Raw genomic sequence first — 11,990 nt, 5'->3', positions numbered from 1 at the left:
ATCGAGCCTTTCCTGAGACTGACCATGGATGGGCACTCACGCCACGGCCCCCCGCATCAGTTCGTCCTGGCCAAAGTCAAAACGTCCCAGTACTTTCACCTTGGAGGTGCTTCCCAGTTCAGCAAAGGACAGCACCGGAACATGGTTGAACTCCTCCAGCAGCAGGGTACGCAGAGGGCTGCGCAAGTCCTGCGCTACCAACATCACGCTTTTGGTTTTTGGACGTAAGGTAAAGGCCTGGTTCAGCAGGCTGACCAGCGCTGCACTGCTCTCATCGTCAAGCGCAAAAAAAAACCCCGGTCTGAGTCTGGCGCAGCGCATCGCGCAAGGTGGTTTCACTCTGCGGTGACAACAACCACACGTGCAGGCCATCAGCTTCACAGTACTGGTGAAAAATCTGGGACTTGAGGGCAATACGGGCGTAGCCGGCCAACGCCTCCGGCTCGCGTTCATGCTGGCCATATTCGATCAGCGATTCGACGATCAGCCGCACTGCGCGCAGCGGCACGCCTTCACCCGCCAGGCGCTGTAATACCGCCGAAAACCGCGAGAGCGGCATGATGCGTTGCAACTCTTGCACTAATTCCGGCTGGTTGTGCTCCAGCCAGCTGAGGATCGACTTGCTCTCCTGAATCCCCAGGAACTGCGGTCCGCTGAGCATCATCGCTTGCTTCATGCGTTCAATAATCAGGGTCGTTGCACTGAAGCGCTCCAACTGCGGATCATCCAGCACCGGATCATCAGGCCTCACCCAGACCCATTCCTGCTCATCACGCTCGGCCAGCCCTTGCAGGGCGTCTTCCAGCTCAACAGTCAGCGCCTTGCGCTCTACCGCCACGCGGCTGACGACAGAGGCTTTGATCATCGGCACTTCATGCACGCAAAACCGCATTTCATCGTCGGCCAGCGAATCATCCAGCTCGACCTCGAATGGCGGCAACGTGAGCCCGATGTTAGCGACAAGCGCATTGCGTGCCTGGCGGATGCCGTGAATCAAGTCCGTCACTTGCGGCGTCCCTCGCAGTGCAGGGGGAAACTTCAACAAGTAAGGCCGCGACGGGTCAAAGCCACGCAGGTCTTCACTGCCGTTCTCTTCAGGGCGTACCGCTTCGGTCGCCTGGGCTTCGGGCTGCGCTTGTTGCTGCCGCTTGCGCGCAAGGTAATAACCCAGAGCCCCGGTCATCATCGAGATAAAGATAAACACCAGTGTGGGCATGCCCGGCACTATCGCGAACGCAAGCATTCCGACCGAAGCAATCATCCAGCTCTTGGGCTCGCTGGTCATTTGCCGGGCAATTTCGGCGCCCATATTGCTGACGCCCTTGCGGCCGTCGGGTGCGACGCGAGTAATGATCATGCCCGCCGTCAGCGAGATCAGCAGCGCAGGAATCTGCGCAATCAGGCCATCACCGATGGTCAGTACGGAATACAGCGAGATCGACTCGGCAGCGCTCAAGCCGTGCTGGAACATCCCCGTGGAGAAGCCGCCCAGCAGGTTGACCACCACAATGATCAAGCCGGCGATGGCGTCGCCCTTGACGAACTTCATGGCCCCGTCCATGGCCCCGAACAACTGGCTTTCACGGGACAACTGCTCGCGCTTGTCCCGCGCTTGCCCGCCGTCAATCAGCCCGGCGCGCAGGTCGCTGTCGATAGACATTTGCTTGCCGGGCATCGCATCCAGGCTGAACCGCGCCGCGACTTCGGCGACCCGTTCCGAGCCTTTGGTGATGACCAGAAAGTTGACCAGTGTAAGGATCAGAAAGATCACCATACCCACCGCCAGATTGCCACCGACCACAAAGTTGCCGAAGGCCTCGACGATCTCACCGGCGTCCTGTTCCAGCAGGATCAAGCGGGTGGTAGCGATCGACAACGCCAGACGAAACATGGTGGTCATCAGCAAAATCGACGGGAACGACGAGAACGCCAGCGGCCCCGGCAAATAAAGCGCCAGCACGATCAACAGACACGAGATACAAATATTCAGTGCAATGAGGATATCCACCAGCCAGGTGGGTAAAGGCACGATAAAAATAAACACGATGCCCATGACCACCACGGCGCCCAGCACCTCCGCGCGCTGTGCCACCTTGAGCAGCACGTTATTGATGACCTTCAGTGCGGTCACGCCTGGCCCCTCGAAAAGCCTGCCACGTAGGCGGAGCCCCGTTCGATACGCGCGAACTCATCCATCACCAGCAAAAAGTTGTGCAGGGCCTCGTTACGCTCACGCTGGTCACTCCACAACGCGATAGGTAATTGTTGGAACAGCGGATACAACGCATTGAGCAACACTAGAGGTTCCGTTGGCTTGCCACCTGCCAACTCCTCCACCAGGCTCTGGACTTGCGCAGGGGCGATGCCGCTGCCGGCATAACCCAGCAGGCGGTGCAGCAGGCTGACCGAGTCCTGCTCGATACTCAGGCGGTGAATCAGCATCTGGCATGCCCCGAGCACGGCACTCAACTGCCCGCAGCTTTGCAGGCCCAGCAACAACGTACGCAACTGCGCCGTGGGTACCGACGGTGTGTGTGCCGCAATATCGTCCGCCAAGGCCTTGCGCATCACCATGAGCCCTGCTGCGAAACGTTCGCCACCGTACACGCCCAGCAAGGCCTGCATCATGCGAGCCAGGGACTGGCGCTGCACCACACTCGCGTAGTAGAGCGCCCGCACCGCCTGACACTCCTGCGGATCACCACTGGCCGCATGCAGCGTCATGGCGATATTGAGCCCGGCCTGGATCTCCCCCTTGTAGCGAACCTCCAACTTGGCCAGCGCGTCTCGGGCCAGCTCGGCTTCGGTCTCGCGGGACTCGCCTTCCGCCTGAGCCAGGACATGCTTGAGCACCACGTACGTGCAAGCAGGATCGCGGCCAGTCTGCTTCACCAGTGTGTCAACGCTGGGCCGTTGCAGCAGCTGCATCCTGATCCGACGCGCGACAGCGGAAAGGCTTGCTTCAGCGGGGAGGCTAAGCAGGCTATAGAGGCGCTTGAACTGCTCAATGGGCGGCACGCGCATCTCAAACTTACGCTCGCCCAACGGTTGGTTGTTACGCATTGCTTCCTGGCTGAACACGTTCGCCAGCTCATCGATGCCCGTCGTCGCCGACAGCTTCTGGGGAGCGATACCACTGCTGGGAGCCAGCTGATCCGGATACTGGCTCTTTTGCACTTCAGGGGTGATTTCGACGTTCATGGGCGTGCCGAGATAAGAAGAGTGTGTGCTTGTGTGGCAACAAACCCCGAGACGGTTCCACTTTTATTCACACCCTGAAACTTTGAAAAAACCGGCACAAAGCACCCCTGGTTTTTTGCAAAAAACTGCACAACCAGCATCAGATCAAATATTTTTATTCATATATTTCAGCTGGTTACATTATTCCTCCGCTTGGCACAGCCAGTGCTACAGGGCTTTGCGTCGAAAGCATTTCGACCCGTTCACCCTGAGGAAAAAACCATGAATCTTCCCATTGAAGCTTTAGCTCACCTCGTCGGCAGCTCGCCTCAATTCATGCATCACCTGACAGACGAACAGCAGAAAAAACTCCGACGCTTCATTCACAAACGCGTACTCAACCCGGAAGATGCGGATGACCTTCTGCAACTGACTTACCTGGAAGCATGGCGCAACCGCGAGCGCTTCTGCGGTAACGCCTCGCTCAGCACCTGGATGTGCGGCATCGCACAGAACCTCATCCGCAATCATTTCAGGCGCATGTATGCCAAACCCGTGCATTGCGAATTTGATGAGTCGTTGTGGCATGGCCAGGCAGAAAACAACAACCTGGATTGGGAATTTGAGGTCAACCGCCGCCTGGAAAACACCCTGAGCGCCATCAACCATCTGCCAACGGAAATGCGCAAGACGCTGTACGCATCGTTGGAAACCGACGGCAGCTACCAGGACACCGCCGACGTATTGGACATTCCTATCGGCACAGTCCGTTCACGTTTGTCGCGCGCGCGCGAACAGCTCAAGCGCGCCACCCAAAACCCGTTTCAACCGTAAAACTGGCTAAACGTTGGGCGGCAGGGATATCTGCCCAACCGGACTCAACCTGTTTCCTGCGCGGCATCAGGATTGCCAAGCGCCCGTAGAGCGGCAGGAACGGGCACAGCATATGCGCTCACTTTAAGGCGTGAATATCCGCCAAAACCGCCTACCATCCGGGCGATCCCCCAATGCTGCCTGGCCTCCACCACTGTGCGGACATCGCGAAAGCAGAGCCTGGCAGTCACGCAACACCGTCAGTTTCGTTAAACAATTGAAAGCGTAGAAAAAATTCTTCACAAAAATGCTTGACGCATTTGCGTTCTACGCGAATAATGCGCGCCACTTGGCTACGTAGCTCAGTTGGTTAGAGCATAGCATTCATAATGCTGGGGTCCGGGGTTCAAGTCCCTGCGTAGCCACCAAGTACCGATCCATAGACGTCTACAGCAGTCTATGAATCACCTCAAGAAGCCCGCCTCGTGCGGGCTTTCTTGTTTCTGACTGTCCACCTCTATCTACCCCTATCCTTCCCCTCCGTGTATGCCCACGTGTATGCTTCATAAATAATTGAACTGAAGGCATACAAGGATGAAACGCACCGATATCAAGCGGCGCCCTCTCGCTGACACTACACTTTCCAGCCTGGAGCCTGAGGCCGGGGCATACCGCGAACTAGACAGCCCAGGGCTGTATTTCAGGGTCAAGCCAAACGGCCAAAAGTCCTGGGAATTACGCTACAAGAAGCCGGACGGCAAATGGTCGTGGCTTGGTCTCGGCGGCTACCCGGAAGTGGGCGGCGCTTTCGCTCGGCAGAAAGCGGCTGATCTACGCGCAGATGCGTCGGAAGGTAAGAATCCGATCACCTCCAAGAAAGCTCGCCAAGCTGCCGAGATCGATGCGGCCAATGACACCTTTGAGGTATTGGCAAGGGAATGGCACACGTCTCGCCTGAGCGGCTGGGATGCCGGTACGGCCAAAAGAATACTCGGCGCACTCGAACGCCATGTATTCCCCTCACTCGGTAAACGTCCCTACACCTCTATCATGTCGATGGAGTGGATGGAGCTATTGAGAGGGCTTGAACGTCAGGGGATTCTCGAACAGATGAGCCGTGTGAGGGCTTACTGCAAAGATATCTATGACCTGGCTCGCGTAACAGGCAGAGCCGTCAACAACCCGTTGGAGGGAGTGCATAAATTTCTGTCCTCGGGAAAGGCAGAGAACTACGCCCACGTTTCCCCCGATGAGCTTCCGGGGTTACTTCGAGCGATACGTTCCTACCCCCACGCCAAAGATGTTCAGCTCGGCCTGAGGCTGTTGACCCTGATGGCTGTACGCCCCAGCGAACTCCGAGAGGCACAATGGGTAGAGTTCGATTTCGACAAGAAGCTATGGACCGTACCAGTCGAGCGCAAGGGTCGTAAGAAAGGTCGTGAGCACCTGGTACCACTTTGCACTCAAGCAATCGAAGCACTATTGGAACTTCGGCAATTCACCGGCGCTTACCCACTCCTATTTCCCGGTAGAAGCGATCGCACTAAACCTCGTAGCGATACCGTATTCCTAATGGCACTCAGACGCCTTGGTTACGAGGGCCGCCAGACCGGCCATGGCTTCCGCCATATCGCCAGCACGATCCTTAACGAGCACGGATATCCAGCTGACCATATCGAGGCCCAACTCAGTCATAAGGCACAAGGTGTTCGAGGGATTTACAACAAGGCTCAGTACCTTGAGCAACGCACACAGATGATGCAGTGGTACGCCGATCATCTCGATTCCCTAGAGCCCGGGAATGTAGTGCAAGGTCAATTTGGGAAAGCAGTGTGAGGGCACTTACCCTGCCCCCTCTGAATCCGGTGTAACGCGTGTTACTCGTGTAACGCCACTCGTCAAGTGCCCGGATTCATTGGCTTTCACGCCCGTTACACAGTTGAGCGACATAGCGTACATCCGATGTAACGCTACCCCAACGTGTAACGCAAAAGTCAGCGCTCAGGTGCTGCGGGCAGGCGTTTTTCGCCCGAGCCTACCAAGCGACCTTCGCTGGCTCCGCCCTTCAAGCGCAGGGCGTGGGACTTTCTGTTAAACAGCGCCTGAGGCACTTGGCAATGACTGATCGCCAAAACGTATTGCATTCGGCGCCAAGCAGCGGCCTGCTCAAATCTCTCTCAGCGCAACCGCTCTATGATCTCTGCCGTGGACAGGTCGCTGACGCCTGCCACCTGATCGACCAGTGCTAGCTGCGCAATTACTAAACCGCCGCGTTCACCCTGCGTTGCCCCCATATTGACTACACATTGATCGGTCTAGGGGAAAAGTGGTTTTCTTCGTCTAGATAAATGTATAGATAGATACCCCTGTATCCATAACCAGGGGTTATCCATGAAAGACCATACCCGAAAGTACGCAAATCCCACCGAAATCCGCTCTTACGAAACGAGCGATCTGAGCGCCAAGCGAACCAGTCATCCTGCTGCAGATCCTTCAGCGATTCTGATCCGTATGCCGGAAGTAATGGGCATAGTCGGGTTAGCACGTCCAACGATTTACAAACTTATGCAGCAAGCGGATAGCGGCTTCCCACTTCCAGTAAAACTAAGCGGTAGTAGCGCCCGTAGCGCTCCCGTCGCATGGGTACTGGCTGAAGTTTTAGATTGGACGCGTGCACGAATCGCAGCTCGAGACAGGGTGGCGGCATGACGAACCGCATCCCTAACAAGGCAATCTTGCAGCCCTTTTCTGTACTCAGAAAAGTGGGTTTCTCATCGCACTGGATGCAACGATTTGAGCGTCACAGAACGCAACAAAAACGCCTGAATCGAGTAATTGTCGTCATGCGATGGGCAGACGGCACTTGGTGCGCGCTCTCCATTCCTAGCGAAGCCCCGCGTGCCGTGATCGCGGACGAAGGCCAACAAATCGACGCTTACGAAGATGCACGATCTTGCCTCGAAGCCAACTTCCTGCCCCTTCTGTCCTTGCGCTGGGAAGCCCATGCCTGAAATGAAAACGCCCCCGGGGGCAACCGGAGGCGTTGAGGTAAATCTGTATGCCTAAGCAATTTATGTTGCATCGAAAAAATCCGCAAGCATTCAGCACAGTTGCACTTTCAAAAAACGGACGCTACTCTCTCCGCGTCGCTGCAAATTCAGCGACCGGGCGTAGGAACCCGAGAATTAGTAGGCGCATCAGCGCCCAGATCACAACTGCCGGCGTTTTTTTTCGTCCGCAGTTACGTGTTATGGCGGCTGTGTGCGGGCAGGCTTCGGCCTGGCCGGGTGCCTACTATCCCGGTATTCCTACCCCGTGCACAGCTGCCACCCAATCCCGTAGGAAGGACGGTGGCGGCTCCAGTCTGAAAGTAGGAGCTCACCACATGCACGCCCTTAATCCGTCCAAAATTCGCGCCGCTGCTCATCGAGCAATGGCTCTCGCCGCTTTACACGCCAACTCCAGCCTCGCTACACGCCTCTCCCGTTACAACGCCCATATGTCCAAAGCGAGAGCCTTGGAAGCCGCAGGGGGTGCCCAATGAGCATGCTCCCAGGCTTTGCACTACCCGAGGACTTACTCTGCGTCAGCCAAGACGCCGAAGCCGGTCTGCCTATCGACGCCATAACCTGTGCGCTCGACCGTGCTGACTCAGTGCTCATGCTGTTGGAGGATCACTTAGACGGCGATAAACCCCTGCTTTCCAACCGCGTGCTGTCGTCTGTTATTTGGGACGTGCGCGGCACCTTGGGTTTGATCAAAACACTCACAATGTACGGTGATGCCTCCTCTGTGCCGATGGGCCAGAAAGGCGGTGCGCTGTGACCCATTCCAGCACGCGTGGACGCTCCGAGTTCTCCCCTGCCAACGGTAACGGCCAAAACCTGTTTCGGGTGAATGCCGGTATCCCGCTGGAAGACGCACTTGAAGCCGTCTCCCAAATTCTGCACCACGCCAATCAACTGATCCTCGACGCCGCCATCAGCGATGCGGGCGAGTGTTTTAGTTGGCCTGCGTTCTACCTCGGCGAGATGGCCAAAGCGCTGATCGATGACGTGAACGAGGCGTTGCTTGAGTCGAGGACCGCCCCATGACTCAACGCACCGGCAACACCTCAAAACGTCCGAGCTTTGCCGACGTAAAAAGCGCAGCCTTGAAGAATATAGACCGCGTGCTTTCTCACTGGCTCCCAAATGGCAAACGCGTCGACGGCGGCAAGGAATACACCGCACCGAACCCGACGCGCACGGACAAACGTGCGGGCTCACTCAAGGTCAATTTGAGCAAAGGCACCTGGGCGGATTTTGCCACCGGCGATAAGGGCGGCGACCTGATCGACCTGGTGCGTTACATCGACGGCGGCACGGACGTTGAGGCCTGTAAAAAACTGGCAGATCTGCTCAGCGTTTCCGCAGGATCTGCAACCACCAAAAGCACACCAGCCAGGAGCGCAACGCCGGAGTGGATCGCGATTCAACCGATCCCGGCCGAGGCCATGAACAAGTGCCCTGCCAAACACCGGCAACACGGAGTTCCGTCCAAGGCGTGGATCTATCGTGATGCCCAGGGCCAGCCGGTCATGGCGCTGTATCGCTTCGACTTGGGCCCCGATGCAGACGGCAAACCGCGAAAGGTCTTTGCGCCGCTGACCTGGTGCAAGCGCTCCGATGGGCAAACCACACAATGGCGCTGGCAAGGGTTGCCGGAACCTCGGCCTTTGCTGCGCCTGGATGAGCTGGCACAGCGCGCCGATGCGCCCGTGGTGTTGTGTGAGGGAGAGAAAGCAGCTGATGCCGCTGCTGAGCTGATGCCGGACTACGTCGCCACCTGCTGGCCGAACGGCTCCAACTCTTGGCACAAGGCCGACCTGACGCCACTCAAAGGGCGCACTGTGATGCTATGGCCGGACAACGATGCCAGCGGCAAGACCTGCATGGACGCCATCGAGCTCAAGCTGATTGAGCTGGGCGCCGCTTCAGTGCAAGGAATCTCGCTCGACGTGTTCAAGTTCAAGCCAAGCAGCAAAGGTGGCAAGCCGATGCTCGTCAACGGTGGAAAATGGGCGAACGGCGATGATGCAGCGGACGCGTTAGCCAAAGGCTGGACCGCTGGCCACGTCGCAGAGCTGGTGCGCAACGGCAAGTTTTTCGGCAGCGCCGCTGAGCCCACTCAACCTCAACAACCGAAGACCAAGGCGCCCGCCAAACGTCCTGCAAAATCGAAAAATGACCTGTTGCCGGGCGGCTTTCGCCTGACGCCTGAAGGGGTGTTTTATTCCGGCGATGATGGCGAGGCGCGTCCCGTGTGTTCGCCTCTCGAAATCATCGCTCGCACTCGCGACGACAAGGGCCACAACTGGGGCTTGTTGGTCGAATTCGACGACCCAGACGGCGCCAAAAAACGCTGGAACATTCCGGCCCGAACCATGACCGGCGACTTCGGCAAAGATGTACTCGGACCGCTGGTGGACATGGGCCTGCGCCTTGCCGGAAGCCGATCAGGGCGCAACGCACGCAATGACCTACAAAGCTATCTCGGCGGCTTCGACAGTGCCCTGCGCGCCCGCTTGGTGACGCGTTTGGGCTGGCACGACAACGCCTTCCTTTTACCCGAACAACAGATCGGCTCGCACGCCGAGCACCTGCATTTTTATGAGGCCGGTGCGCAGCTGCCTCCGATCAGCGAGGCGGGCTCTCTTGAGCAATGGCAACAGCAAATCGGTGCGCTGTGCGTTGGTAATCACCGCTTGGCGTTTGTCGTCTCTGTGGCCTTTGCGGGGCCTCTGCTGAACATGCTTGGGCATGAATCGGGCGGCTTCCACCTCTACGGCGACAGTTCCGGAGGTAAGACCACCCACCTGCAAGTTGCTGCATCGGTTTATGGCGGGCCGCGTTTGGTGCGTTCGTGGCGCTCTACAGATAACGCCCTGGAGTCCATCGCCGCCGCACACTCAGACGGCCTACTGGTCCTAGATGAAATCGGCATGTGCGACCCACGCATTATTGGCGAGACGGTGTACATGCTCGGCAACGGTACCGGCAAGGCTCGGGCGAATGATCGAGGACAAGCAGGCCGACAGGTGCAGGAGTGGCGCTTGCTGTTTCTCTCGACGGGCGAGAAGACGTTGGCACAGCACATGGCAGACGCCAATAAGGAGCTGAAAGCGGGCATGGAGGTTCGCATGCTTGCGGTGCCAGCGGATGCTAGCAAGGGCCTCGGCATGTTCGATGTGCTGAATGGTTTTGAGGATGCTGCCGCCCTCTCTGATGCGCTCAAGGCCCGTGTCGCCAAATACTACGGCACACCCCTCACCGCCTTCCTGCACGCGCTGTGTGCGCCTGGAGAAATGCTCAGGTGGTCGGTGATCGTTCGCCGCACGGTGGAGCAGTTCATCACCCAAAACCTGCCCGCCTCAGCCAGTGGTCAGGCCCAGCGTGCAGCCCTTCGTTTCGGCCTCGCAGCAGCGGCCGGGGAGTTGGCCACCGCTTTCGGCGTGACCGGCTGGCCGGACGGCACAGCCACGACCGCCGCACGGGTGTGTTTGCATGCGTGGCTGGCCGAACGCGGCGGCGCCGGTAATTTCGAGGGCGATGCGATTTTGGCGCGACTGAGACAGGTCATCGAGCGCTTTGGAGAAAGCCGCTTTACCCGCTGGGAATCTGCCGCCGCCAAGATCGATGAGCACGGCCCACGCACAATTGATCGGTTGGGCTTTCGCAAGACTATGGAACACGGCATGGGCGATGCCCTGCACACCACCAACACCTACTACGTGCTGCCGGAAGCATGGCGCTCCGAAATCTTCCGAGGCATGAACCTGAGTGCGGTTAACAAAGAGCTCCTGCGACAAGGCGTTTTAGAGCCGGGAAAGGATGGCAAAGCCTCGACCGCTGTGCGACTACCGGGACTGGGCTTGCAGCGCTGCTATGTGGTTGTGGCAGTGCCAGAACAAGGTGATCAAAGCGCTCAGGCGGCCTAACAACGGCCCCGCCATGAGGAATGCAGGCTCACCTTGGCCTGGCCCGCCAACGAAAAAGAACCAATCAACCTTTCGTCTTTAGGAACGCAACATGAACCAGCTAAAACAGCAACAAGCCGCCTTGATTCAAGAACTGGAAACACTGGAAGAAAGCCTGCCACAAATGGAGGCCGAATGGCGCAATGCACCCAGCGGATTCAGTGCGAATGGCAACGTAATTGGAAGCCGTGAAAGCCGCGAAGCTATGGAAAAATTATCAAGCGTCAAGGCCCGGATAGATGCGATTCCCGGTGAGCTGGCATTAATTGATCACAGGCTTCAACACCTAGAGAGGCTGGAAAAAATTGATCAGATCAAAGCTGACGCTATTCAAGCGATGAACGATGCAACCGCTGAAGTCGAAGTGCTTGAACGGAAAAAATCGCACCTGAACGAGCGATTTCAGACAATTCAATCAGATGCCGATCAAGCCCTGGAAAAGGCGCAACAAGCTGAGCGTGACGCGGCGACGTCCTACGCAAAATGCCTAGCAAGGGGCGACAGCGAGGGGGAAAAATCAGCAAGCAGTGACATGCAAAAAGCCGCTAAACAGCTGGCAACAACGGACGAGCAGGTCAGAAGGCAAGACCTGATAGTCAGCGCTTTGCAAGTCGAGCTTGATACCCTTGAGGCCCAAATCAGTAATGCCCGCCAATGTAGAGATGAAGCCAAGGCAGCAGCATTAAACGCGGTTGGGTTTGAATTGGATGAGGAGTGGAATGCGGCGACAGAGCAACTACTCGCTGTAGGCGCAAGGATTCTGGCCGTCAGCTACCAAAAAGGCGGAATGGGAGATGTTTTGTCCAGACTCGAAGTGCCTCGCTTTGGCCCTTTCCATTCGAGACTCGAACACTCCGATTTGACAGCGGTCGCTCGTGACATCTCCCTGAAAGACCTACTCACCACTTGAAACCAAATCAGCGTAATTTCGAAATAATTTCCTCCTTCTTTTCAAAAGCCAGCATTCCTAAAATAGGAA

Annotated in this window: 9 protein-coding genes, 1 tRNA gene and 1 pseudogene; 9 read left to right on the top strand and 2 right to left on the bottom strand. The window is 57.4% G+C overall.

Annotation, left to right across the window (positions count from 1 at the left end):
- Positions 1–36: 36 nt before the first annotated feature.
- Together sctV and sctW are read right to left on the bottom strand one after the other, a co-directional pair.
- Positions 37–2,131: pseudogene (gene sctV, locus IQK56_RS03770) on the bottom strand (type III secretion system export apparatus subunit SctV).
- The gene (gene sctW / locus IQK56_RS03765; protein ID WP_150760839.1) at positions 2,128–3,201 is read right to left on the bottom strand and encodes a type III secretion system gatekeeper subunit SctW; all 1,074 of its coding nucleotides are present in this window, start codon (positions 3,199–3,201) and stop codon (positions 2,128–2,130) included. Before sctW ends, sctV begins: the two are co-directional and overlap by 4 nt.
- A 261-nt stretch (positions 3,202–3,462) precedes the next feature.
- Between sctW and IQK56_RS03760 the strand changes: the two genes are divergently transcribed.
- The 9 genes from IQK56_RS03760 (at position 3,463) to IQK56_RS03715 (ending at position 11,921) form a co-directional block, all read left to right on the top strand.
- The gene (locus IQK56_RS03760) at positions 3,463–4,014 is read left to right on the top strand and encodes an RNA polymerase sigma factor (protein WP_122309073.1); all 552 of its coding nucleotides are present in this window, start codon (positions 3,463–3,465) and stop codon (positions 4,012–4,014) included.
- 330 nt (positions 4,015–4,344) lie between these two features.
- Positions 4,345–4,421: transfer RNA gene (locus IQK56_RS03755), tRNA-Met, on the top strand.
- A gap of 166 nt (positions 4,422–4,587) precedes the next feature.
- Positions 4,588–5,829: a tyrosine-type recombinase/integrase gene (locus IQK56_RS03750; protein WP_193862138.1), complete on the top strand. Its 1,242-nt coding sequence runs from the start codon at positions 4,588–4,590 to the stop codon at positions 5,827–5,829.
- A 555-nt stretch (positions 5,830–6,384) separates the two neighbouring features.
- On the top strand, positions 6,385–6,702 hold the full coding sequence (locus IQK56_RS03745) for a helix-turn-helix transcriptional regulator (RefSeq protein ID WP_081609191.1): 318 nt from the start codon (positions 6,385–6,387) through the stop codon (positions 6,700–6,702).
- Positions 6,699–7,004: a hypothetical protein gene (locus IQK56_RS03740; RefSeq protein WP_193862139.1), complete on the top strand. Its 306-nt coding sequence runs from the start codon at positions 6,699–6,701 to the stop codon at positions 7,002–7,004. Before IQK56_RS03745 ends, IQK56_RS03740 begins: the two co-directional genes overlap by 4 nt.
- A 529-nt stretch (positions 7,005–7,533) precedes the next feature.
- Complete coding sequence (locus IQK56_RS03730) at positions 7,534–7,818, top strand: hypothetical protein (protein WP_017846196.1); 285 nt, start codon at positions 7,534–7,536, stop codon at positions 7,816–7,818.
- Positions 7,815–8,087 carry a DUF3077 domain-containing protein gene (locus tag IQK56_RS03725; RefSeq protein ID WP_193862141.1) on the top strand — a complete coding sequence of 91 codons (273 nt, stop codon included), beginning with the start codon at positions 7,815–7,817 and terminating at the stop codon, positions 8,085–8,087. The genes IQK56_RS03730 and IQK56_RS03725 overlap by 4 nt, the downstream gene beginning before the upstream one ends.
- A complete protein-coding gene (locus IQK56_RS03720; RefSeq protein WP_193862142.1) occupies positions 8,084–10,972 on the top strand; it encodes a DUF927 domain-containing protein in 2,889 nt (962 codons plus the stop codon). Before IQK56_RS03725 ends, IQK56_RS03720 begins: the two co-directional genes overlap by 4 nt.
- A 91-nt stretch (positions 10,973–11,063) precedes the next feature.
- A complete protein-coding gene (locus IQK56_RS03715; RefSeq protein ID WP_193862143.1) occupies positions 11,064–11,921 on the top strand; it encodes a hypothetical protein in 858 nt (285 codons plus the stop codon).
- Positions 11,922–11,990: the final 69 nt, after the last annotated feature.

Origin of the sequence: Pseudomonas cyclaminis (assembly GCF_015163715.1) — a bacterium.
Lineage (GTDB): Bacteria > Pseudomonadota > Gammaproteobacteria > Pseudomonadales > Pseudomonadaceae > Aquipseudomonas > Aquipseudomonas cyclaminis.
This window is presented reverse-complemented; position numbering and strand designations above follow the sequence as displayed.

Bases quoted from the DNA above. Each gene is read 5' to 3' on its own strand.
- sctW (WP_150760839.1), bottom strand. From the start codon at position 3,201: ATGAACGTCGAAATCACCCCTGAAGTGCAAAAGAGCCAGTATCCGGAT.
- IQK56_RS03760 (WP_122309073.1), top strand. From the start codon at position 3,463: ATGAATCTTCCCATTGAAGCTTTAGCTCACCTCGTCGGCAGCTCGCCT.
- IQK56_RS03750 (WP_193862138.1), top strand. From the start codon at position 4,588: ATGAAACGCACCGATATCAAGCGGCGCCCTCTCGCTGACACTACACTT.
- IQK56_RS03745 (WP_081609191.1), top strand. From the start codon at position 6,385: ATGAAAGACCATACCCGAAAGTACGCAAATCCCACCGAAATCCGCTCT.
- IQK56_RS03740 (WP_193862139.1), top strand. From the start codon at position 6,699: ATGACGAACCGCATCCCTAACAAGGCAATCTTGCAGCCCTTTTCTGTA.
- IQK56_RS03730 (WP_017846196.1), top strand. From the start codon at position 7,534: ATGAGCATGCTCCCAGGCTTTGCACTACCCGAGGACTTACTCTGCGTC.
- IQK56_RS03720 (WP_193862142.1), top strand. From the start codon at position 8,084: ATGACTCAACGCACCGGCAACACCTCAAAACGTCCGAGCTTTGCCGAC.
- IQK56_RS03715 (WP_193862143.1), top strand. From the start codon at position 11,064: ATGAACCAGCTAAAACAGCAACAAGCCGCCTTGATTCAAGAACTGGAA.